The 23,029-nt window shown below is 54.2% G+C and carries 23 protein-coding genes; 7 read left to right on the top strand and 16 right to left on the bottom strand.

The genetic code is table 11. From position 1 onward, the window contains the following. Positions 1 to 192 precede the first annotated feature (192 nt). The 4 genes from K9N21_03745 (at position 193) to K9N21_03730 (ending at position 2,455) form a co-directional block, all read left to right on the top strand. Positions 193 to 963, top strand: coding sequence for a four helix bundle suffix domain-containing protein (locus tag K9N21_03745; GenBank protein MCF8143014.1), 771 nt, complete (start codon positions 193 to 195; stop codon positions 961 to 963). Positions 964 to 995: 32 nt separating this feature from the next. Continuing rightward, complete coding sequence (locus tag K9N21_03740; GenBank protein MCF8143013.1) at positions 996 to 1,292, top strand: antibiotic biosynthesis monooxygenase; 297 nt, start codon at positions 996 to 998, stop codon at positions 1,290 to 1,292. Positions 1,293 to 1,364: 72 nt separating this feature from the next. Beyond that, a complete protein-coding gene (locus K9N21_03735) occupies positions 1,365 to 1,745 on the top strand; it encodes a hypothetical protein (GenBank protein MCF8143012.1) in 381 nt (126 codons plus the stop codon). A 188-nt stretch (positions 1,746 to 1,933) separates the two neighbouring features. Then, positions 1,934 to 2,455 (top strand): type 1 glutamine amidotransferase, encoded by a 522-nt coding sequence (locus tag K9N21_03730; protein MCF8143011.1) that lies wholly within the window; start codon positions 1,934 to 1,936, stop codon positions 2,453 to 2,455. Positions 2,456 to 2,501: 46 nt separating this feature from the next. Here K9N21_03730 and hflX read toward each other — a convergent pair whose 3' ends face one another. From hflX to modA, 16 genes are all read right to left on the bottom strand, one after another. Next, positions 2,502 to 3,788 carry a GTPase HflX gene (gene hflX, locus K9N21_03725; protein ID MCF8143010.1) on the bottom strand — a complete coding sequence of 429 codons (1,287 nt, stop codon included), beginning with the start codon at positions 3,786 to 3,788 and terminating at the stop codon, positions 2,502 to 2,504. Positions 3,789 to 3,928: 140 nt separating this feature from the next. Beyond that, positions 3,929 to 5,071 (bottom strand): acyl-CoA dehydrogenase family protein, encoded by a 1,143-nt coding sequence (locus K9N21_03720; GenBank protein ID MCF8143009.1) that lies wholly within the window; start codon positions 5,069 to 5,071, stop codon positions 3,929 to 3,931. Positions 5,072 to 5,541: 470 nt separating this feature from the next. Next, the gene (locus tag K9N21_03715) at positions 5,542 to 6,630 is read right to left on the bottom strand and encodes an iron ABC transporter substrate-binding protein (protein ID MCF8143008.1); all 1,089 of its coding nucleotides are present in this window, start codon (positions 6,628 to 6,630) and stop codon (positions 5,542 to 5,544) included. Positions 6,631 to 6,854: 224 nt separating this feature from the next. Further along, positions 6,855 to 7,634: an ABC transporter ATP-binding protein gene (locus tag K9N21_03710; GenBank protein ID MCF8143007.1), complete on the bottom strand. Its 780-nt coding sequence runs from the start codon at positions 7,632 to 7,634 to the stop codon at positions 6,855 to 6,857. After that, positions 7,631 to 8,734 (bottom strand): iron ABC transporter permease, encoded by a 1,104-nt coding sequence (locus K9N21_03705; GenBank protein MCF8143006.1) that lies wholly within the window; start codon positions 8,732 to 8,734, stop codon positions 7,631 to 7,633. Before K9N21_03705 ends, K9N21_03710 begins: the two co-directional genes overlap by 4 nt. Then, a complete protein-coding gene (locus K9N21_03700) occupies positions 8,731 to 9,336 on the bottom strand; it encodes a TraR/DksA C4-type zinc finger protein (GenBank protein MCF8143005.1) in 606 nt (201 codons plus the stop codon). Before K9N21_03700 ends, K9N21_03705 begins: the two co-directional genes overlap by 4 nt. 180 nt (positions 9,337 to 9,516) lie before the next feature. After that, complete coding sequence (locus K9N21_03695) at positions 9,517 to 10,116, bottom strand: flavin reductase family protein (protein ID MCF8143004.1); 600 nt, start codon at positions 10,114 to 10,116, stop codon at positions 9,517 to 9,519. Positions 10,117 to 10,493: 377 nt separating this feature from the next. Then, complete coding sequence (locus tag K9N21_03690; GenBank protein ID MCF8143003.1) at positions 10,494 to 11,876, bottom strand: amino acid permease; 1,383 nt, start codon at positions 11,874 to 11,876, stop codon at positions 10,494 to 10,496. A 255-nt stretch (positions 11,877 to 12,131) separates the two neighbouring features. Continuing rightward, positions 12,132 to 12,758 (bottom strand): LysE family transporter, encoded by a 627-nt coding sequence (locus K9N21_03685; GenBank protein ID MCF8143002.1) that lies wholly within the window; start codon positions 12,756 to 12,758, stop codon positions 12,132 to 12,134. A gap of 42 nt (positions 12,759 to 12,800) precedes the next feature. Then, positions 12,801 to 14,456, bottom strand: coding sequence for a nicotinate phosphoribosyltransferase (locus K9N21_03680; protein ID MCF8143001.1), 1,656 nt, complete (start codon positions 14,454 to 14,456; stop codon positions 12,801 to 12,803). 208 nt (positions 14,457 to 14,664) lie between these two features. Further along, positions 14,665 to 16,005, bottom strand: coding sequence for an alginate export family protein (locus K9N21_03675; protein MCF8143000.1), 1,341 nt, complete (start codon positions 16,003 to 16,005; stop codon positions 14,665 to 14,667). A 307-nt stretch (positions 16,006 to 16,312) separates the two neighbouring features. After that, positions 16,313 to 16,768 carry a hypothetical protein gene (locus K9N21_03670; GenBank protein MCF8142999.1) on the bottom strand — a complete coding sequence of 152 codons (456 nt, stop codon included), beginning with the start codon at positions 16,766 to 16,768 and terminating at the stop codon, positions 16,313 to 16,315. Between the two features lie 117 nt (positions 16,769 to 16,885). Next, positions 16,886 to 17,413 carry a hypothetical protein gene (locus K9N21_03665; GenBank protein MCF8142998.1) on the bottom strand — a complete coding sequence of 176 codons (528 nt, stop codon included), beginning with the start codon at positions 17,411 to 17,413 and terminating at the stop codon, positions 16,886 to 16,888. Positions 17,414 to 17,744: 331 nt separating this feature from the next. Next, entirely contained in the window at positions 17,745 to 18,422 is a 678-nt protein-coding gene (locus K9N21_03660) for an ABC transporter ATP-binding protein (protein ID MCF8142997.1), read from the bottom strand. Beyond that, the gene (locus K9N21_03655) at positions 18,409 to 19,194 is read right to left on the bottom strand and encodes an ABC transporter permease (protein MCF8142996.1); all 786 of its coding nucleotides are present in this window, start codon (positions 19,192 to 19,194) and stop codon (positions 18,409 to 18,411) included. Before K9N21_03655 ends, K9N21_03660 begins: the two co-directional genes overlap by 14 nt. Next, positions 19,187 to 19,945, bottom strand: coding sequence for a molybdate ABC transporter substrate-binding protein (gene modA, locus K9N21_03650; protein ID MCF8142995.1), 759 nt, complete (start codon positions 19,943 to 19,945; stop codon positions 19,187 to 19,189). The genes K9N21_03655 and modA overlap by 8 nt, the downstream gene beginning before the upstream one ends. 874 nt (positions 19,946 to 20,819) lie before the next feature. Here modA and K9N21_03645 point away from each other — a divergent pair. From K9N21_03645 to K9N21_03635, 3 genes are read left to right on the top strand one after another with little or no spacing between them, the layout of a single operon-like run. Continuing rightward, entirely contained in the window at positions 20,820 to 21,629 is an 810-nt protein-coding gene (locus K9N21_03645; GenBank protein MCF8142994.1) for a hypothetical protein, read from the top strand. A gap of 21 nt (positions 21,630 to 21,650) precedes the next feature. After that, a complete protein-coding gene (locus tag K9N21_03640; protein ID MCF8142993.1) occupies positions 21,651 to 22,529 on the top strand; it encodes a xanthine dehydrogenase family protein subunit M in 879 nt (292 codons plus the stop codon). A gap of 14 nt (positions 22,530 to 22,543) precedes the next feature. Then, positions 22,544 to 23,017, top strand: coding sequence for a (2Fe-2S)-binding protein (locus tag K9N21_03635; GenBank protein ID MCF8142992.1), 474 nt, complete (start codon positions 22,544 to 22,546; stop codon positions 23,015 to 23,017). Positions 23,018 to 23,029: the final 12 nt, after the last annotated feature.

Raw genomic sequence — 23,029 nt, 5'->3', positions numbered from 1 at the left:
CCCTCTGAAATCTGTTACCAGGCAAGGGCCATCGAGTCAAGGCGAAAAGATCGCCTTGCAGGGGAACGAATGTATGGCGATCGAGTGTTTCCTGGCAAACCCCATTGGGGATTTTCAATTGAAGGATGACAGGTGGCTGTTTTTCGGATATGATTATGTTACAGGCCAAAGAGAATAGGGAAGAGGTGAATTATGCCTAAGAAACTTCGGCCAAGCGGCGGGTACCGAAAGACGGTCAGTTTTCAGACGGCAACCATCATCTACGACGCGACCTACTGGTTTTGCGAGAAATACATTGACCCGCTCTCGCGCACCGTGGATCAAATGGTGCAAGCGGCCCGTTCCGGCCGGCAAAACATCGCCGAAGGGAGCCGGACCTCTGCAACCTCTTCCCATACGGAGTTACGGTTGCTCAATGTGGCCCGCGCCAGCTTTGAGGAACTGCTCCTCGACTTTGAGGATTTTCTGAGGCATCGGCGGCTGGCTCTGTGGGCGCCGAATTCAGCGGAGGCTGCCGCCGTCCGGCAGGTGCCGCAGAGGTTTAAAAAAAACCAGACGGATCGGTCTGACCGGAAGGATTTGACGGATCTGTCCGATCAGGAGCGCTGGGCACTTTATGCGCCCTGGCTGGAACACGAAAATCCTGCGGTGCGGGCGAATGCCCTGATCTGCCTGATAAACCAGGCCAACTACCTGCTGGATCAGCAGATTGCCGCCCTGGAAAGGCAATTTGTCGAAGGCGGGGGCTACAGTGAACAACTGGCCGCGGCCAGGCTGGCGGAACGGAGCAGAAAGAAGAAACCGGATCAGTCCGTTCAATCTGATCCGACCGATCAGATTCCGGACTGTCCACAATGTGGCAAGCCGATGGTGCTGCGGACCGCAAAAACCGGAAAGAACCTTGGAAAGCAGTTCTGGGGCTGCTCAGATTACCCGGATTGCAGAGGGGTGCAGAAACTGTAAAGGCCTGACTAAAAAAATCAGGAGGATTGAAAATGATCGGAGTTATTGCAACACTGCCCATTCAAGACAAAAAAATGGAGGAAGCCATCCACCTCATCAAGGAACTGATGGCCGGTGTGGCCAAGGAAGAAGGAACCCTTTCCTATACCATGAACCAGGACAAGGCCAAACCCAACACGATCATCATCATGGAGCGTTATAAAGACCAGGCGGCCCTTGATTATCATTCCTCCACGCCCCACTTCAAGGCCTTCTTCAAGGGGATCGGGGCGGTCCTGGCGGGGAAACCGGAAATCAATGTCATGGAAGAGATCCATTCGATCCGGTAACTTAAATTCGGGGCTCGGCAGACTTTCCGATAAATCCATCTCTGCCGGATAAACAGCTTTTTGGGGAATCGTATGCCCGTTCATTATGAAAAACTGGATGTCATAAAAGATGCCAGAGGGGATGTTTTTGAGCCCCTTCCCGGAGATGCCCTGTCGGACAAAAAGAACGCCCATGTGGTCATCAGCAATCCGGGGGTCATCAGAGGGAACCATTATCACAAAATCGGCGAAGAAACCATGGCCGTAATGGGGCCTGCGCTGGTGCGCGTTCGCGACCATTCGGAAATCAAAGACATAGATGTACCCGACGGGGAGGTATACACATTCATCTTTCCTCCGGGTCAGTCCCACGCCATAAAAAATCTGAGCAGCGGCACGAATATTCTGGTGGCCTTCAACACCATCGCACATGACCGGCAGCATCCCGATACAGAGTCCGATGTTCTATTATGATCGCAAGGAGGGGAACATAAGACGGTCTCAGGCTTTCCGGTTCGGACTGAACGCGGACGCCGGATTGTGTCTATAAAACCAAAAACATGTTTGTGTCTTAGTGACTTTGTGTCAGAATCCTGGTTGCGGCCGTTAGGCCGCATTGGGCAATAGCAGAATAGCTTGTAACAAGTGCGAGGGAGGTAAAGATGGAACTTGACGGAAAGAAGATAATCGTCCTGGTGGAAGAGATGTTCAATGATCAAGAATTCTGGTATCCCTTTTACCGGCTCAAGGAGGCGGGGGCTCAGGTGGTCGTGGTGGGGTCGGGAAGCGCCGGGACATACGCCGGCAAATCAGGGACCCAGGCAGCGCCGGATGCCGTGGCCGACAATGTTTCGGCCTCGGAATTCGATGGCATCATCATTCCGGGCGGATACGCGCCGGATCATATGCGGCGGTATCCGGCCATGGTCAAACTGGTAAAGGAGCTGTTTGAGGCGCAGAAAGTGGTGGCAGCCATCTGCCACGCCGGATGGATGCTCGCATCTGCCGGAATACTCAAAGGCCGCACGGTGACGTCGGTTTCCGCAATCAAGGACGACCTGATTCATGCAGGGGCGAACTGGGTAGACGAGGAAGTGGTGATAGACGGAAAATTGATCACCAGTAGAAAACCGGATGATCTTCCCGCATTCATGAGGGCGGTTATCAAAGCGCTTGGGCGATAGCCTGGTACAGTTTAGTGGGCAAGAGGCTTATCAGCTCATTCGCTGATCATCCCTTGTCCACGTACGCCTCAAGCTGCCGGATTTCTTTGCTCCCCATTTCCACCTTCAGTCTCACCATATTGCCGTCATATGCCTTTTCCAGGATCCGGCCATGGTTATAGGCATAATGGATGGCCTTCTGCCGGTCTTGGGGAATGGACAGCCGGTATCGCCGGGGGGCGTTCAGGCGGGCGTGGATCTCGTCCAGCAGGCTGTCGATGTGGTCCCCCCTGGAGGCTGAGATGAATACGGCATCCGGATAGTTTTTCCGGACCCTGTCCAAAACCGCAGTGTCGGCCAGGTCTATCTTATTGAATACCAGCAATTGGGGGATGTCGCCCGCTCCGATCTCCCTCAATACCCGGTCCACCTCTTCCATATGCCTTTCGAAATCATCGTCGGATATGTCGATCACGTTTAAGAGGAGATCAGCGTTCTCGGCCTCCCTCAGGGTTGCCCGAAAGGATGCAATCAGATGGTGGGGCAGGTTGGAGATGAACCCTACCGTATCGCTGATCACCACATCCTGAAGGGTCATCCGGTTCAGGGACCGGGACGTGGAATCGAGCGTGGCAAAAAGCCTGTCTTCCACCAGCACCGCGGCCTTGGTCAACCTGTTGAACAGGGTGGACTTCCCTGCATTGGTGTATCCCACAAGACCCACATTTCTGCAGTCCCTCTGCCGTCGCTTCCTTTGGGTATCGATCCTCCGGATGATGGTGACAAGGGACTTCTCGATATCGTGGATTTCCCGCTGAAGCCGCTGCCGGTCTTTCTCACTCTGCTTTTCTCCCATCCCCCTGAACGCAACCCCGGCCCCGGCCCTGCTGCCGAACCGCTCCCGGTCAAGATGGGTCCACATGCTCTTCAGCCTGGGAAGCTCGTATTTCAGTTCCGCCAGCCTGACCTGCAGCCGGGCCTCTTTGGTCTGTGCGTGATCATGAAAGATCCTCAGGATCACCTCGGTACGGTCAATGGCCTCTATGGAAAACGTCTTCTCTATGTTGCGGGCCTGAGAACCGGTCAAATCGTTGTCGAAAATCAGGATATCAACCGCTTCTTCCGCCTCTTCAAGGCAATTTTGGATGAATCCCTCCCCGGCATAAGTTCGCGGATTCTGCTTCTCCCTTCTCTGAATGCACTTCCCCGCCACAGCGATTCCGGCCGTATCCGCCAGCCGATCCAGTTCCTGCATGGAAACCTCTCTGGCCGCCATGCTCTGGTTCGGCAGACACACGCCTATCAAGAGGGCCGTAATTTTTTCGTCTTTCATGTCAGGTGTGAGTTGCTGCATGGCGTATCACATAAATAAGGCGTAAGGCACAAGGCGTAAGGCGCAAGGCGTTAAAGCTGTTGAGGGGTTGAGGTGTTGAGTCCCGCTGGCGGAAATTGAGCGGTTGCGGTTGAATCCTTATCAACGTATCACCTCATCGGCTATCCGCCAAGATCCATTCTGCTGAGGGCGCTCTTGGCCACGATTACCCGCTGGATATCCAGACTCCCCATGACCGCCTGGGCGCTGATGGCCGTCTGATACAGACCGGCGATATCATATTCCCTGCTGAGACCGTAAGCCCCGTGAATCTCCATGGCGTCGGACGTGATCCCCTTTATCTCGCCTGCAACGAACAGCTTGAGGGCGGCCGCTTCCATAAAGACATCTTTTCCCTGGTCCGCCAGGGCGCAAACATGAAAAAGATACGCCTTCATGGCCTCTATCTTTGTCACCATATTGGCCAGCTTGACCTGGGTCATCTGGAACCTGGCGCCGATCGGTTTTCCCCTGTGGGTGCGATGAAGCGCATAGGTGACGGCCAGGTCCAGCGCCCTTTGCGCCATCCCCACAAAAAGGGCACAAAACGCGATCTTCCCCACCGCCTCTGTCTTCAACAGGATTTCAAATCCCTGGTCTGCCCGACCGATCAGATGATCATCCGGCGCAAGATAATCTTCGAGATAGAGATCCCCGTTGTCAAATCCCCTGACATGGATAAAGGACTCTCTCTTGCCTGCCCTGTACCCTTTGCGTTTTGATTCTATCAGAAACGCGGACACGCCGTCTCCTGTCTTGGCGAAAAGGAGCAGATGATCGCATATGCCTGAATGGGTGATGAACCGCTTTGAACCGTTGATCAGCCAGCCTTGTTCCACCTTCTGTGCGACGGTCTTGAGCTGAAGGGGATCGGATCCGGTATCGGCCTCGGTAAAGGCGAAGGCCCCGATACGGTTTAAAGAGAGGAGGGGTTCCAGATAGGCGGACTTCAACGCGTCGGATCCGTAGTTCAAGAGGGGATAGGCCAACATGAAGTTTTCAAACAGGAGCCAGGCAGGCACCAGCGTGGCATAGGATAACTCTTTCAAGGCGATGACCAGCCCTGTAAACGTCCCCCCCGCACCGCCCCACGCCTCAGGGAAGGAGGCTTTAAGAAGACCCATGGAAAAGAGCTTGTCCTTTACCGCATCGGGAAGCACTCCTGTGTCGTCCACCTCCCGGCAGACGGGGAGGAGCTCGTTCTTTACGAATTTCCGAACCGATCTCCGAATCTCCCGTTCCTCAAATGAAAATCTGATTTCCATAATATCTCCGGTTTAAAAGCCGCATGCCCTGAGGATTCACCTCTTTCCAGCATGCCGGCGTTCTTCCATCACCACTCTCCATCTGCCTGCGCCTGTCGGCCCGCCAGATGTGATTTTGGCGAGTATAACGGGAAAACCTACAGGATGCACACAGAAAATTGAAGAACCCTGTAGCAAACTGCAGGGAATCTCCCAAATGTAAGGAATTTTTACCATTTCTTGTTTGCTCGCTAATCAAGCTGCAAGCGGGACCGCAAGCAGCGGGGCATGCGCTCGCTGAGCATTTTAAAGGTATTTGATGGGACGTCGAAGGATAGTCAACCTTCGGGACCGTATCCTGAGATTTCCTTGTCAATATAAGCGATGGGAAAGGAGAGACCGCGCCCCGAAAGGGGCGGACAGCCTTTCTGGAGGGTTGGACAACCCACGGTGCCTTAATTCCGGGGAGAATCCCCGGTTTGCAGGGGCGCCTAAAAAGGGGCTCCGAGGGGACCGAAGTCACGGACCATCTTTTTGTATGCCGGGGCCCCCACAAGGAAGGTATAGATCTCGTCCGCCTTTTCTGCAAGGTCGATATCCTGAAAACGCTCGGGATAAAGAATCTTGCCTGCCCCATAGGCATCGGCCACGGCCGTCCCGATATTGGCTACGTAGTAGATGAACGGGAGGAGTACGTAGACACGGCCGTTTTGAAAGGCCTTCAGGGATTGATAGAATTTGGACTTTTTTTCAAAATCCTGCTTAATGAGGCCGTATCCGCCGGCGTCCACGAAGATGACGTCCGGGTCCCACATGAGGAGTTTTTCCCTGTCGATAAAGAGGTGGTTTTCCCCGGATGCACCGGCCGCGATATTGTCGGCCCGGACCCACTCCAGGGGAATGTAGTCTGGATCCGTACTCTCGATGCCCTGAACCCCCCTGAAACCAACCCCCCCGATGTAGACCCTGGGCTTCCTGGAAGGGTCGATGCCGTCGGTTCTTTTCAGGAGGTCCTTTTTCGCGCCCTCAATAAAGTCTACGACCGCTTCAGCACGAGCCTCCTTTCCCAGGATCTTGCCGGCCAGTCTGAGGGAATCATAGAGCCTCTCGTTGAAGGCTGGAAACCGCCCATAGGTGAGGATCACCACCGGGATACCGATTTTTTTCTGAAGGGCATCGGCTGTAGCGGGTTTCATATAGGTGGCGAAGATCACATCGGGGTTGACCTTGAGGACCGCCTCGAGGTCGGGCTCCTTGTTCAGGTGCTGGGGGCCGCCGGGACCGATCACCGGAAGATCTTTAAGCTCGGGACTGGCAATCCAGTAGGGTCGGCCCTGTGTACGGACATTTTCAAAGTTTTCGATTCCGGCGATCTTCTCTTTTGCTTCCAGATAGCACAAAATTCGGAGTGTCCCGGGTCCGATGGCGATGACGCGGTTCGGATCCGCTGGGACCGCAACCTTCCGGCCTTCCATGTCGGTAACGGTCATGGAATCACCGGCCATTGCCAGGCCCACAGCCCACAGGGATGCAAGGGCTGCCATGCAGCACAACAGAAAAATGCATGAAGGTTTTTTCATCCTTTATCTCCTTTTCGTAAAAAGACTGATAAGCAACTGCGCTGGTGAGCTATTGAGCCTGTGAGCTGATAAGCTGGCAAGCCCTTATGAACCCTTGCTCGGGCATGAGTCGTTGGCCATTCGTTGTGGTTCATTCGATGTTCCATGTTGGACGTTCGACGTTGGACGTTCGTTCTTTAAAACGTTTCTATCCCGACCTAATAGCTCATCAGCTTATCAGCTCATCAGCTCACCGGCTTCCCTCCGTTTCCATTCAGGGCCACAACAATAGGGTATCCCTGTACCTCGCCCAAGATCACCCGGACCCCATAAACCTGATGGATCGCCTCCGGGGTCACCGCGGCCCTGCCCCCCTGGGTATGGACCCTGCCGTCTCTGAGCATCAGAAAACGGTCGGCGTATCGCAAGGCGAGATTGATATCATGCAGACAGACGATGGCAGACAACCCCCGTTTTCTGACGGCCGTTTGGACCAGACCCATGACCTCCAACTGGTTCTTGAGGTCCAGATTACTGGTGGGCTCGTCCAGCAGAAGGAGGTCCGGCTCCTGGGCCAGGGCCCTGGCCAGGACCACCTTCTGCATCTCGCCGCCGCTGAGGGTGCTCACCGGCCTCATGGCAAGGGCCTCCAGTCCCATCTGTTTGAGGGTGGTTTCAACAACCGTGAAATCCGTTTCATCGGCCTTCCATTTCACGTAGGGCGTTCGCCCCAGGAGAACCGCATCAAAAACCGTCAGTTCCTCTTCGCCGTATCTCTGGGGCACATATCCCATATGTCTCGCAATTTCCTCCCCTTTCATGCGGAGGACATCTTCACCGTGAAGACCGACGGCTCCCTTCCTGACATGGAGAATCCGGTTGATACACTTCAGAAAGGTGGATTTTCCGGCCCCGTTCACCCCCAGCACGGCCAGGATGGAACCACGATCCAGCTCCAGATGGATGTTGCTCAGGACAGGGTGGCTGTTGTAGCTGAACTCGATCCCGGCAATGGTAAGCATCATTTTCCGTACCCCCTTGTGAGAAGATAGAGAAAGAGCGGCGCACCCATAAAAGAGGTGAGGACGCCTACGGGAAGGGTCCCGGAGCCTATCAGGATCCGGCCCACCGTGTCCGCCAAAAGCAGGAGGAGGGCACCCACTATGGAGGCAAAGGGGATCAAGAGACGATGATCCGCCCCCACCATGCGCCGGGCAATATGGGGGGCCAGAAGACCCAGAAAGGCGATAACCCCGTGAAAGGCGGTCACCAGGGCCGCGATCAGCGCGGCCATGAGCATGCCCCACAATCGCACCCTCTCCACATCCACCCCGATCCCCCTGGCCACGTCCTCCCCTGAGGAGAGGGCATTCAACCGCCATCGGTTCAGGACAAAATAGACGGTGACCCCTGCCGACGCCGCGGTCATCACGCCGATCTCCTTCCAACTCGATCGGGAGACATCCCCAAAGGTCCAGAAGACAATGGTGGCGATCTCCACCTCTGTGGCAAAATACTGGATCAGGATGGTCCCTGAGACAAAGAGGGAGGAGAGGGCAACCCCGGCCAGGATAATGGAACCGGGCGAGAGCCGCTTCATCCTGGAGAGGGCCAGGATCACCAGCGTGGCCGCCATGGCCCCCAAAAATGCAAAGAAGGTGACGGAGACGATGTTCTCGACAAATATCAGGTTTGAGGCCGTGGTCCTCAGGACACTGCTCTGGGTCGCGCCCCCTCCCAGGACAACAATGGCGAGGGCCGCGCCAAAAGCGGCCCCATGGCTGATTCCCAGGGTAAAGGGAGAACCGAGGGGATTTCTGAGGAGGCACTGCATGGCCACGCCGGAGATGGCCAGGCCCCATCCGGCCACGATGGCTGCCACGATTCTGGGCATCCGGATATTCCAGATTACGATGTCGGCAGCCCCTTTCTCGTACCCCAACAGGGACCGGATAACCTTCAGCGGCGACAGGTCATAGGTTCCGGCCGCAATGGCGTAGACGGCCAATATTCCCAGGAGCGCCAGCAGGGCAAAAAAGAACATCGTTTTCTGTCGCAAGACCCCCTTGTAGGAGGCTGTCAGCGAACTCCCGGTCCCGGTTTCCGTCTCGTCTGCATGGATCATGATTCCGCACAGTCCCCGCACAATGTCCGGCCGTCGACGGTCACCATCCTGGATATCATGGCAGGTTCCCCGCAGCGGTCGCACGGCCTGGAAGGCTCGATGACGGCCTTTTCAGGGACAGGTGTGCTGGTTTTCCGGATCGAAAAAAGCGCTTCCAGGGGCGTTTCCAGGAGTTCCCGTCCTTTATTCAGGTGAAGCGCCTGAAATTCGCTCTTCTCCTCCGGCGTGGCCCGATCCTCCCTGATCTTCTGAATCAGGTCCAGGTGTCGATCATTCAGGTTCATGACGCCATGGAGCAGGGCGATGCGGACCCCCTCCCCTGTTTTTCGGCTTACGATCGTATACGCGTGTTTCCCCTGATCCCTGCAGAGAAGGTTTCCCTTGCCCAGGGTGCATCCGGTCAGGACCTGAATGGCGTCTGTTCCGCAGGCATTGGTCTCCACGGTGGCCACGATTTCCTCATCCGGGGCCCTCCTCTCTGCAAGCCATTCAAGGGCCGCTTTGCCGGCCCGGTACCCGATGGCCAGTCCGGGGCAAAAGTGCCCGTGGAACTCGGCGCACCGCCTGAAGTCTTCCTGCTCCATGATTTTATCTGCATTCATGGGATTTTCTCCTAAAAATGGTTGCTCGTTACTGGTTGGTGGTTGCTAGATACTGGATACTCGATACCGGATATCGGTTCTTTCAACTCCTAACTCCACACTTCACACTCTAACGCATTCCGGTTATAATGAATTAACAGAATCCCTCAATTTTAGGCACTTTAGCTCACTTTAGTCACTTTAGCTCACTTCAAAAGGATCCTTTCCATCCGGAAACATGGCTGAAAAGGCCTGTGATACGCCCAGATCCTGGAGCGTACAAAAATGCATCCCCTTTTTGCTGCCGGTAATCAGGAGCGGTCTGGCCTTTTCAATGTCCAGAGACCCATCCGGTTTCAAGACCTCATCCGCCACCTCGAGCCGCAACACTCTTCCCACGATGAGCGCATATCGGTCTTCCTCGAATTCCCGCACGAGTTCGCATTCCATCCAGCCATAGCAGCCCGCAATGCCCGGCGGTTTGACCAATAAAGACGGCTTTTCTTCCAGACCCGCTTCCGCGAATTCGTCCACCTCAGGGGTGCTGTACCTGGCCGTAGGCATGACCTTGTCCTGCATGGCCGCTCCTGCCAGATTCAATACAAACTGCCCGGTCTTCCGGATATTGACCAGGGTGTCGCGTTTCTTGGCCGATGCCGCACAGATGAGGTCCAGGGGCCGCAATATGGGCATTACACAGGACCAGGGAGCGATATTCCGTACGCCGTCCGGGCTGATGGTGGAGATAAAGGTCACGGGGAGGGGCATCATCCCCTCGCGCATAAACGGTTTAAACAGCACCACATGCTCCTTTTTGTCAAAAAAAAACCACGAAGGCCCCTCCCTTTCGGGGAGGATACACCTTCGTGGTGGTTAATTATCCTTGGATATTGATTTTTGGGACGTTTGGGCCTCTTGCCCTTTGAGACTTCCTGCCTCAAGTGTCTTTATAATGACCCCATTCTTCCTTGTCAAGCCGAAAGTCCGCATGAGCGGCAATTTCTCATGATGAAGCGGCCTCGAAGTGAAAATACACTATGCGTGGCCTCTTGTCTCGACTCTTGGCGGCTGGACAACCGCTCCCGCCAAGTTATCGCTTCGAAACGAAAAATAGCCTGGGCCCGCCCTTGGTCACGATGCGTTTCTTGCCGGGATCCTGACGGCGTTGCTGAAAACCCTTAGGTGATCTGTTCTGCTTTTCTGTTAAAGCACAAAAAAACCACCAACCCGCAGGCGATGGTGCCTCCACTGTACAGGGAAACCATCGGATTGGCCTTTATGAAGAAGACAATCATCCACAGATTGAACAGGATGAAAAAGAGAGGCGTGATCGGATATCCGAAAGTCCTGTAGGGGCTTCCAAGATGACATCCCTTTGCGCGCAGCACCATCATGCCGATTATCGTGAGCATGGCGAAGAGCGAAAGGGTAACGCCGATGTATAAGAGGAGTTTGTCAAAAGACGAGGTGATGACCATCAGTATGGCGATGGCGGCCTGCAGAAAAACGGCCTGGGCCGGCGCCCCGTGTCTCCGGGTGACCCGGCCGAAGCGCGCGAAAAAGAGATGATCCCTTGCCATGGCATAATATACCCTGGGGCCGGCCATGATCATGGCGCTGATAACAGAGAGGAGACAAAAGGTGATCGCCCCGGCAAAGATGCTTTCAACCCCCTTCCCGAACAGGGTGAAGGCCGATGCGGCGCCCACCTCCAGGACCCCGCTCATCTCCGATGGAGGGAGTGCATAGATAAAGACGACGTTCAGAAGGAGGTACAGGACCATGACCGAAAGGGTTCCCCAGAACAGAGAGAGGGGCAGACTCCTGGCCGGGTTTCTGATCTCAGCGCCCAGATAGGCGGCCGCGTTCCACCCGCTGTAGGCGAAGGAGATAAAGATCAGAGATGAGGCAAACCCGGTTGAGAGAAGGGCGCCCTTACCCATCCCGGAAGAAAAATGGTCCATCGACCCGTGACCAAAGGCGATCCCACCTCCCACAAAGGCCAGGATGACCCCGATCTTGAATACTGTCAGCCAGTTCTGGACGCGGCTTCCGAGATGGAGGCTGTAACAATGGATGAGCGAAAAAAGAACGATCACCCCCACGGCAAAGAGGGACAGCGGAGAGATACGGATCCATGCGAGTTCAAGGAACGGGGTATGGGGAGCCCCGGCAAAAGTTTTTGGAAACACGCGGAAAAAATAGGAGGCAAAGGCCATGGCCGCGGCTGCAATGGGCGCTGAAAACCCGACGATCAACGAGATCCACCCGGAGAGAAATCCGGGCAACCTCCCCATACTTTCCCTCAGGTACACATATTCCCCTCCGGCACTGGGAAACATTGCGCCCAGTTCGCCATAGCAGAGTGCCCCTGAAAGGGCCAGGACCCCGCCGGCAACCCAGCAGAGGAGCATGGCCACAGGATCGCCAAGGGCCTCCATGATAAAGCCGGAGGTGGTAAATATTCCGGTCCCTATCATATTGGCAATGACCAGGATCATGGCAGAGCCCGCGCCGAGTTCCCGCTTCAACCCCGCCCGAGACCCGTCAGTTGCTCCCATGCCATCCTTACCCCCGGCAGTTTTCCCCGCCATTCGACCACCCTTCTCCCGGCACCCCCAGGTATCCGGCCTTTCCGCCGCCGGCAGGCAGGGCCGGCATGGATCATAGAGAGGAACTCCTCCGTAGTCCCGTCTATCTTGGATCCGCCTCAGAGAGGCTGGACTTTAAAACGGTCGGATAAGTCATTGAAGAATTACCAAATGGACGGGGTCCCTCCGCAAGGGCAGGTCCCGCTGCCCTTGCGCAGCCCTGTGTCATCGGAGGACCTGAAACCCCATTAGATTCATTCCATCGCGAAAAAGAACAAGCGCAAAGGCCAACAGTATCAGACCCAGTACCCGCATGGTGTATACATAAAAGCGGCCTGTTAAAAACGACCGATATCGGCCCACCAGTACTGCCACCAGAATTTTGGATCCAACCAGCAACAGATAAAAGCTGCCGATAAACGCCACAGCCGCAAAGGCACTTTGATCCCAGGCCTTTATTGTGGAAGGCCCGCCGATGCTTACCCAGAAGAGGTATGGATGCGGGTTTAATACGTTGACGAGAATGCCTTTTCTAAAAGAGTCGGGGTTGAGTTCCCGGAAGCTCAGATCGACCCCTCTGGTAACGAGGCTCTCGTATCCCATATACAAGAGTACAAAACCGCCCAAAAATGAAATCGTCCCCAATATGATATGGAAGGCCGACAGCTTCGTCAATATGTATAAGGTCAATGCAACAATCGGAAGATCGGAGATGATGGGAACCAGGGCAACCTTGGCCCCGGCTTTCATGCCGTGCCTGAGGGTTTCAGATACGACCAGGGCAAGAAGAGGCCCGGGGGCGATACCTGCGGAAAGGCCCAGGACCGTTCCGGTGGTTAAGAACCCTATCATCCGGTATCACCTGGTATTATCCATAACACCGCTGCACACCTGTTAACGCTTCCCCGCGCCATCATTATTGGCGGTCGAGACATGACTCGGGGCCGGAGCGGGCCGACGCTTTCCTGACTTCTCCTTGGGTGCATTCGCGTGGTTGAGTTGGTGCCAGGTGAGGAGTTGCTTCTTGATATCGTAGAGGGTATCTGAAAGTGAGACTTTGTAGATGTGAGGATTGATGAAGCGTTTGGTTTCCGCCTCCAGTCTTCCCACTTCCTCCTCCGCATGGGCCTTGACCTGCGAGAGAGGGGGCGGGTCATAGACCTGTCTCCCCTTCTCGAAAACAGGAATCATGATCTCCTTGGCATGATAGGGAGGCTTATAGGACTTTTTCAGATAGTCATACATGGGGTGATGCGCGACCACCGGAACGCCTTGAGGGATCTTTTCGTTCACGTCGGTCAGAAGATCTCCCATCATCCGGCCTTTGAGGTTGTAGAAACGGACTATTTTCTTAACCCCCGGATTGGTCACCTTTTCAGGGTTCTCGGATATTTTGATCTTGGGGATGAGATTCCCGTCTTTGCTGTCCGCAGCCATGAGCTTGTATACCACTCCCAGTGCAGGAGTCTGATAGGACGTCATCAACTTGGTGCCCACGCACCAGATGTCGATGCGGGCCCCCTGATCCCGAAGGGTTTCAATGAGCCATTCATCCAGGTCGCTGCTTGCCAGAATCTTTACTTCGGAGAAGCCGGCTTCGTCCAGCATGTCGCGAGCGATTTTGGAATAATAGGCCAGGTCGCCGCTGTCAATGCGGATCCCCTGGAGGGCCTTACCGGCCTTGCGCATCTTTTTCGCCACCCGTATGGCGTTGCGCACGCCTTCCACCACCTCGTACGTGTCCACGAGTAATACGCAGTTGTCTGGGAAAACCTTTGCAAAGGCCTCGAACGATTCGATCTCTTTATCAAAGCTCTCCACCCAGCTGTGGGCATGGGTCCCTCTCACCGGGATCCCGAAGAGTTTGCCGGCCATGACATTCGATGTTCCTTCGCAGCCGCCGATATAGGCCGCCCGGGCCCCATAGAGGGCCGCTTCCACGCCGTGGGCCCGGCGGGTGCCGAAATCCACCACCGGTGCTCCCCGGGTGGCGAGCTTCAAACGCGCCGCCTTGGTGGCGATAAGGGTCTGATGGCCCACGATGGCCAGCAGGGTGGTTTCCAGAATCTGGGCTTCGGCAATGGGGCCGGTCACCCTGATCAGGGGTTCATTGGGAAACACGACCGTGCCCTCGGGCACGGCCCATATATCGCCGCTGAACCGGATTCCTTTTGATAATCTCTCCAGGGCTTTCCGGGTGAAGATCCCGAGACCGGCCAGATAATCCAGGTCATCCGGATAAATCTTGAGATGGTTGATATAGCGTATGGCGCTCTCCAGACCGGCAAAAATGCAAAATCCGCCGTCATCCGGATTCTGGCGGTAGTAGAGGTCAAAGCAGGCTTTCTGTTCCCCTTTTCCGGACACGAGATATCCTGCGGTCATGGTCAGCTCGTAGAGATCCGTGTCCAGTGTGTGGTTGCCGATTTTCAGACAGTCCAGGGAATTGCGGGCCTCAAGGAAGCCGATTTCCCGGTTTGCGCGGGTATCGACCACATCAACCCTTTCCATGAGCTTACCGGTGACCGGATCTTTGAAGAGGATGTCCATATCTTAAAATCCTTTCTCCTGGGATTGGGGGATAATCCGAATTTGGGGCGTTAACGATTCACATATCCGAAAGACTTTCGCCTGTCCAATCGGGCTGCCTGGACATACACGCACCTATAGCCCCAGACACCCCTTTTGTCAAATTTTTGATGAGTAACGGATTATCCCCCTCCTGAGCCCCAAGATGCACCGACGCCGTATCAAAGCCCTAGATTTTAATCATAATCTGGCCAAAGGCCCAATAGGCATTATCGTCGCTGCCGGTCGCCTCGACAAAATCCCCCGGAAAAAATGCGGCGCACCCGGCCATAAGGCCGATGCGGGGATGGATCTGATACTGCCAGACGAGATCGATTTCATTGCCCAGGTCGGACCCGGACGCGCCGGTGGGATCCCAGCGCATCTTTTTCCCTGTACAGTAATACCAGGCGTCTTTTTTCTGTGCCAGGCTGAAGTTGTGGTAGTCCAGGGATATTTTCATCTTCTCCACCGGCTTTACGCTCACGCCGACCTGGATGTCCATCAGGTTCATCCAGGAAAAGAGGTTCATCCGGCCATAATACATGTCGATGGCCCCAAACACCCCGTCAAAGGTCCCGTAAGTCCCGTCGTTTGGATCCTTGTCTCCGGAGGCATAACTCAGAGAAACGGCAAACCGCGGGGTCCAGAAATCAATAGGCGTATATCCGACCTCTGCATTGAGGCCGAAGGCGTTGATGTTGTCCTTGCCGTAATCCCCAAACTGATAGGCAAAGGTGGAAGCATAATCGAATCGGTTCCATTTTCCTTTCCCATAAAATCCGACGGTTTGTACGAGGAGTTCCCCGACCCCCGTCTTCCCTTTAGTGGTTTCGTCGGAGTCCCACTTGACCACGTAGAAGAGATCCAACTTGTTTTTGGGGATCGATTTGATCTGGCCGTACGCAGCATAAACCTTATAGGGAAAGTGGTCGTCATCGAATTCATCTTTTTGATAAAGTATCCGCTGTGCGGTAAAGATATCCACGTCCACCGCCGGGGTCTGCACCAGGATCTTCCCCCCATCCCAGGTGTAGCGGCCCACATTACCCCAGCCCCCAGGACCGAATATCCGGTTATCGCCATATTGGATCGCCTGTCTTCCGACCTTGAAGCCTAAAGGGGAGTTTCCGATTTCTCTCCATTCAAAGAATGCCTGGCGCAAATCCAGCTCATTCCAATAAGGGCAGTTGGGACCAAAATTATCTTTTTTCAGATCAGAGAGGGCGAATCGCGCATCCTGGAATTGCACAAAAAATCGTGCCTTTTGAGGCAGCCGGTAGCCTACATTGATCCTCGTCCGCATCAGCAAGACATTATCGGTTTGATTCGTGCCGTATTTCTGGACGCTGAAATTATTTTGATATTCATAACGATACCGAAGACTGCCTCCCAGATCCAGCTCGCCGGGGCCCAGACGTATCCCCGTGAGAGTATCCGATATGGCGTCTGCCCTTGCCTCGCCGCTGACGATTACGGGCCAACATAGGGCGACCACAAAAATGACGAAAAGGATTCTTGTATACCTCATGATATAGATCTCCTTCAGATCTGATATTCCCCCGTTGCAGGTCAATGGGGTGGATGGTGTGGTCTTGCTCCTGTCCCCGAAACAATAAATAGGGACAGGAGCATTCATTCATCAGGCCTTATGGCCAGGTTTTCTGTCACAAAAAAAAGAAAATATGGCCATCCTTCCACTGCACGCTCAGCCTTCCGTCATTCCGGCACGATTCCAGCCGGAGTCCAGAAATACGACGGACTGATTCCGGCTAGGGTTAGGCCGAAATGACGGGACAGCACACAGCCGTTTTGGTTGCGGTTATCCGCTTCAGGCATTAATCCACGAGCTGTTCCGGGTGGTCCATAAATGGCGCCCACTTGGCCTTCTGATCCAGCCGGGGGACCCACATGGGTTCACAATGGGGATATTCCCATTTATAACCGGGCACCCGCTTGATCTGAAAACTCTCCGCTATGGGGTGTTTAAAGACCTCGCGAAGATGTCGATACTGAAGCCAGGTGAATTCCTCCCGGATCTGATTGGGATCGATGGTGGGCTTCTGTCCTTTGGGAAGATACTTCAGGTTATCCTTAATATCTCTCAGTCGTTGAAGCAACTCAGGTTTATCGTATTTCCACTGAATCTTGCAGTCCTTCAGTTGCACTTCCGGCGTGTCCGGCTCATGCTTCCAGGCCGACCATCTCTTGTAGGGCGAGGGATTTGCCTTGTTGGGCGTGCCGAAGACCTTTATGGCATTCCATGATTGAATGCCGTCCTTCCACGCCCCCATCCATGTTTCCTCGGTGTCGATCCTCTGCAGCACGACTGAATGACCTAAATTGGGATCGATATTCAAGGTTCCAAACTGGAACCTGCCGCCTGTAACATAGGCGATCGCATCGGCAATTCACGGAGATTGCCCGGCTATACCCCGCAATAGGGTTCGATCCACAACGCCGTCAGGAAACATCTTGTCAATGATCAGACGAAGGATGGCCGGCGTGTAATACAAGGCTTCACAGGAATGGCCGTGAAAGCGGATGATGTCTTTCATTCCGAATTTGAGAGTATACTTGAAGTACTGACCTGCCGTTCCTTCGGTGAAGATGGACTGAAACTCCGGAAGGTACGGACATTCCTCCTGAAGCGGCGCATAGAACGTCGCCTTGTCGTCAGTCCAGTCAGACCCACGGTAGATGAATTTCTGCGGTGGACCGAATGCCTTATACTGCTTCCGGACCGCTGCCTCCTCGGCCTCATGCTCCTTCTGCTTTTTTTCCCAATACCGATTGATCGCCTCCTCATCGGTCTCCGTGGCGGCACGCGCAAGCGTAACGCCCCCCAGGGCCGCAACCGATCCGGTGGCCATGGTGAACGCCCCCGTCCTTTTTAGAAAATCCCTTCGGTTAAGGCCGTCTCTTTCATTTTCACTCATACCGTTTCCTCCATTTTTCTGTTTGGTTCGGAACCGAGACCTTCTACTTGGAACTCTTGACAACAGCTCCCTCTTTTCCATTAATCCCATCTCCAGATTACGCGCATTTCGAGCAGTCTTCTGGCTTCCGCTCGGCTCACGCGGGAGGTCAAGGTTCGGATACTTCGCCTCCAAGGCCTTTTCCATAGGGGCAAATGGAACAGACAGACTTCCCGCATGAAACATGATCTGATCCTCCTTTATTGGATAATCATTAGAATTTTGGATTTTCAGTTGTTCCCCTTGCCCTCGTTTCACCTGGGCCATCGCCTCTACCCACACCGTGCGGCGGTCAGCCGGAAACATAATCGGCTTTGATCAAATCGAAGGCCTCATCCGCGGAATGAATCTCCTTAATTTCTCCCTGTACCAGGGCCGAAAAACTGTCCCCCACCAGGCCGGCTTCCCTCGGATCGTGAGTGACATATAAAACCGGCATCCCCAGTGCCTTCAGCACCATTTTGAATTCGGGCAGCAGATGTTCCTTGATCGCCAGATCCAGGTCGCTCAGGGGCTCGTCAAAAAGCATGACCTTCGGCCGGGAGGCCAGGGCCCTGGCCAAGGAGACCCGGCTCTGATAGCCCCCGCTCAGAACGCCGGGCTTCTTGTCCAGGACCTCTCCCAGACCCAACATCCTTGTCAATCGGTCTCCCTCTTCGACTGCCCCGCGGCCGTTTCTGAGGGCATAATAGATGTTTTCCTTCACGGTCAAATGCCTGAAAAGGGCCGGATGCTGAGGCACGTATCCGATTTCCCGGTCTTCCGGGCTTAAGTCCGTCACATCTTTGCCGTCGATATAGACATTGCCGGAGTCGGCCTCCCAGATCCCTGCTATGATCTTCAACAATGTAGACTTGCCACCGCCATTCAGGCCGATGATCACCCTGATTTCAGAATCCACAGTCAGGGAGACTCCCCGGAGCACCTGTCGGGGGGGGAAGCTCTTGTCAACCCTTTCAACCTTTAGCATGCCACACCCTCCTCCTCAGGCTCAGGGCCGCCACAATCAATAGAGAAAGAAAGATACAAAAGGCGCTGGCCGTGACCGCCATTTCCAGTTCCCCTTCCTCCACTTTGGTAAAGACATAGGAGGCGAGCACCTGGGTGCTTCCCGGCAAGTTCCCCCCGAACATGACAACAGCGGCGAATTCGCTTAAGGAACGGGAAAAGGCCAGCACAAAGCCGGAAAACAATGCCTCCCCCAGCGTGGGGAGGACCACCCGAAAGTAGGCCTTGACCGGTGTATCTCCCAGAGTTCTTGCGACATCGATCATTTCCGTTTCCATTTTGTCCATTCCGGAGGCCACGGTCCGGGCCGCCAGCGGATAGGATACAAAAAACATGGCCAGCACCACCGCCACCAGGGTGAATGCCAGGCCGGTCTCTCCGATAAAACCGAAGTTCTTCCTGCCGAAGGCTATCAGAAGGGTCAGACCGGCTACTGTATGGGGGAGGGCAATGGGCAGGTCATTCATCAAGTTGGCCACCTTGTAGATCAGGGTGTGCCTTAAAAATAGATAGCAATAGCCAAAGCCGACGGCCAGGACCAGACTTAGAAGGGCGGCCAGCAGGCCGGCACAAAGGGTGTTCCGAACGCTTAACCAGAAATAGCTGTCCGCAAAAGTCTTCAGGGTGCCTGTCCATTCCAGGCGCGCCAGAAGGGCGATCAGGGGGTAAACGATCAGCAATAAAAACAGCGGCGTGAAAAGCACCGCAACGATATTTTTATTCAATTTATTCATACGGTTGCCATCCGTATTGGGTAAACACCGCTATATGGCGGCGGGCAAAATCGTAAAACTCCTTTGCCAGTTTTTGATTCCCGCCCTTGATGATGGCCGCGGCGAAAATGATCTCACCGGTGAGATCCAGGGAGATCATTTCCACGATTTTGAGTTTATGGCCCTTTGCCACGCTCTGGAAAATGATGGCCGCGTCCGCCTGGTCTTCCTTCACCATGATGGCCACCTGGTGTACGGTGGAAGGCCGCGCCTTCAAAATGCCCGCGGCATTGATCTCTTCCCAGATGCCCAGGTTTTTCAAGGCCCTCTCCGCATAGGCCCCATTCGGAGCCTGGGGGTCGGCAATGACCAGGACAACGCCCTTTCTGGTCAAATCCTTGACGGATTTGACCTTTCCTTCTCCTGTCTTGGAAACGATCAGGACTTCATGGTCCTTTAAGAACTTCATTCCCTCGGCCAGTTTCCGATCCTTTTTGATCTTTTCGATATACAGCCAGTCGGCGCTGAAATAGAGGTCGCAGGGTTGTCCCTCTCTGATCTGGGCATAAAGCGACCCCGAAGAGGCATAATTGGCTACCACCTTGATGTTTTCATTTTCCTTTCGAAAATTCTCGATGACCACATCCATCGGTTTTTTCAAGCCGGCTGCCACGTATGTGGTTAATTCTTCCTCCCCGGCAAAGGCAACTGGGCAAACACTTCCCGACAAAAAAATCAGGATCAACACGTAACACCAGAAACATTTTTTCATAACCAGACCTCCATGTTGCGTTTTATAAAAATCGGTCCTTTCAAAAATCAAACACCTTTATGGAACTGAGGACTCAGGAAAGCCGTTTGTCCATGATGCGGGTTCCTTTTGTGGAGCGCCTTTTTTTGGAGGCGCATGTTAGGACCTAGCATCATATGTTGTCAATGTATTTAGAAATAAAAATTGTCTAAGCCTAATAACTACTATTAATAACAATTAATCTCTAAAAAGAACTTCCATTATTGAGAGCATGGCCCTTCTACAAATATCAAGGCCATGGGGACCTCCCGGATTTTGACCTTTCCGGGGTGATCATCCTCTAAGACAAGACCATTCACCCAAACAATGGAGATCCAAACATAAGACAGGGCTGCCTATTAAAAGAAAAAAGTAACGCAAAAAAATATCTAAATTTAGTTTTATTAAACCCGCCTAATCAATATCGGACTCATTAATTTACCGGTTTTCGTTCGAATGCCAGCCAGAATGATTCCCGGCGTGGCAAAAATGCTCTTGAGGATGCTGGCGTGTTATGCCGGCTGCCATACCAGGCATCGGATTCCGTTTGTCCTGGCCAGCTCGACCCAAAGTTAACGCCCTAATCCATGGCGATGATTTTTTGCTTGACAGGCATTTTTATTTTTGCATATATCATATCCGAAATATGGCTTTTTAGTTAGTATAGGTTTATATTAGATATTTATGAATACTTAACAAGTGTCATATTGACAATTTATTCCGCCAATTCATAACTCTGTAGCTTGGCACCTGCGACAACCTGACACCGCCGCAAGAAGCCGGGTCAACAGAAAAGAATGGTGGGCGTCAGACGGTGATCCGGGGCATCCCTATTGGAGTTGGAGGGAGATGACAGATGGTTGTGGTAGAGAATTTCTATAGCCGCTTACCGGATACCCGGTTTTTAGATGGAAGGCCTGCCAGGGAATATGTGCGGCGTCTGGTGAAGCTGAATGCCCTATTGGATAAGGACGCACATCTGAGCAGGTTCAACGAGCCCCTTTTGGAAGAGCGGCTGAACGAACTTGAGGAGATCGGGTGCGAGCACGATGCGGATGCGGCCTACGGGCTGACCCTTGCCCGCATCAACGAGCTGGGTCTGCTGTGTGCGGGCAACTATGCGGATCAGAATGAGGTGCAGGGGGTGGGCGATCTCCTGTTCAATCCGAGGCTAATACTGGTCCATATCCGAGGGCTTCCGGGGCCTGTGGTAAAAGAACGGCACATGGGTCTGACAGAACAATTTGCCGATGTTGCAGACACACGAGAGGGCGTTATCGCCTGGTTCAGGGATGCGACCATCATCGAAATTGAGAAAAGACCTTTATTGCCGCACCTCTACGACAGATTGCGAGATTCAGGGATCGTTTCACTTCAATACCTGGATTCCGTCATGGACCGTACGAGGAAGATAGCAGATCTCACCGGATTTCTTGCCTCGGCCTATTTCCCAAGGGGTCTTGATTTTCATCAATGGATGCAGCACGCAGGGGATGCCGACAAGAAACTCCTCGAGTCGAAACTCTGCCGGTTTGATACCAGCATATTCTGTAAGCTGGGCAATGAATTCCAGCAAGCCCTCCAACTGAGGGATATGCAGACAGGTTTTCCAGGCAAGATGGCCACGGACCCGCAATCGATTAAGAAGCGGCATTCCGGATATTAACACTAACTGCAGGAGAAGAAAGTGCTATTACCCCATTTTGAGTTTCATGAGCCGACTACCGTGTCCGAGGCCTGCGAGATCATGGGCCGGTTGAGGGAGAAGGCCCGCCCCATCGCAGGGGGAACAGACCTGATCGTCAATATGAAGAAGAACCTGATTCGGCCGGACCATGTGGTCTCGCTTGCAAAGATCGACGATTTAAAGGGCATTGTCCGGGAAAACGGCCTTCTGGAAATCGGCGCCTGTGTGACCGCCGCCGAGATTGCCGGTTCCGATGCCGTTGAAAAGAAGTTCGCCGCCCTTGCCCAAGGGGCGAGGGTCCTCGGCTCGCCATTGATCCGGAACCTTGCCACCATATCCGGAAACGTGGTCTCGGCGAGACCTGCTGCGGACCTCCCCCCGCCCCTGATGGCCTATGGAGCCAGGGCGGTGTTGATGAAGACCTCCGGGGAACGATCCGTTGATCTGAACGATTTTTTCAAGGCACCGGGCAAGACCGTCATGGACCCCGATGAAATTCTGACAAGAATTGTCATCGAGGCGCCCCAGGGGCATTACGGCGACAGCTATGTCAAGCTGGGCCTCAGACAAACCTTTGAAATTTCCTTGGTGAATGTGGCTGCGTTTATTTCCTTGGATGGCTCTGACGGCCCCATCAGTAAGGCCCGCGTTATCCTCGGATCCGTGGGACCCACCCCGATCCGGTCTCAGTCCGCAGAAGACGTCCTTGGAGGCCAAATGCCCTCTGAACCGCTCTTTGCCCGGGCAGGAGAGGCTGCCGCCGGAGATGCGCAACCGATTGATGACTTCAGAGGATCGGCCGAATACCGGCGCGACATGGTGGCCGTGCTGACCCGAAGGGCATTGAATATGGCGCTTAAACGGGCAGGGTCCCGCTAATGGAGGAGATCACTATGAAAAGGCTCATACGTCTGAACGTTAATGACAAAATCTACGAAATAGCGGTGGAACCTAACCGGACCCTGGCGGATGTCATCCGGGAAGAGATCGGGCTGACCGGCACCAAGAAGGGATGCGAGGTGGGAGAATGCGGCACCTGCACGGTGATATTGGACGGAAAAACCGTTAATTCCTGCCTGGTCCTGGCGGTCCAGGCCGACGGCAAAACCATCTTGACTATCGAAGGCCTGGAAACGGATCAGGGGCTTCATCCTATTCAGCAGTCTTTTGTGGAGAAAGGCGCGGTTCAGTGCGGTTTTTGCACCTCCGGCATGATTCTCTCCGCCAAAAGCCTTCTCGATCAAAATCCGGATGCCGACGAAAAAGAGATTCGATCGGCCATATCAGGAAACCTCTGCCGGTGCACCGGCTACCAGAAAATCGTGGAGGCGATAGCGAGCGTCAAGGACCGGGGACCCATATCCTGACCGAACAACGAG

It is taken from the genome of Deltaproteobacteria bacterium (assembly GCA_021737785.1).
Taxonomy (GTDB): Bacteria; Desulfobacterota; DSM-4660; order Desulfatiglandales; family Desulfatiglandaceae; genus AUK324.
The sequence above is the reverse complement of the archived record's forward strand: the minus strand, read 5'-3'. Positions and strand labels throughout refer to the sequence as shown.